This is a genomic window from Telluria sp. AZSoR62, from assembly GCF_058111565.1.
In genome coordinates, this window is sequence record NZ_JBYTST010000478.1 from 1 (window position 1) to 249 (window position 249).

Genomic DNA, 249 nt, shown 5'->3' on the forward strand with positions numbered 1-249 from the left:
TTTAGACTACCTTTTCTGCTATCTCCCAATGTGGTTCGAAGCAAACCCACACACCGTTGTACGCTTCCCTGAACGCCCATCCGATTTTGAGCGCGTTCTTTTTTGGAACAACACCCTCTCTCAAGCTGATTTAGATGACAACATATTTGGCTTGGAATACTCGCTTAGCGGGATAAAACTCCCCGGCACGCTTATTCAGCACTATGATATGACCTATACTGCCAAGACCAAAGCAGCTTACGTGGCTAA

1 protein-coding gene is annotated in these 249 nt (G+C 46.2%); it reads left to right on the forward strand.

Translation table 11 applies throughout. The features are described from left to right. Window positions 1–28 precede the first annotated feature (28 nt). On the forward strand, window positions 29–249 hold a 221-nt coding region (locus tag AC3XQU_RS24470), incomplete at its 3' end, for a hypothetical protein (RefSeq protein WP_489876708.1).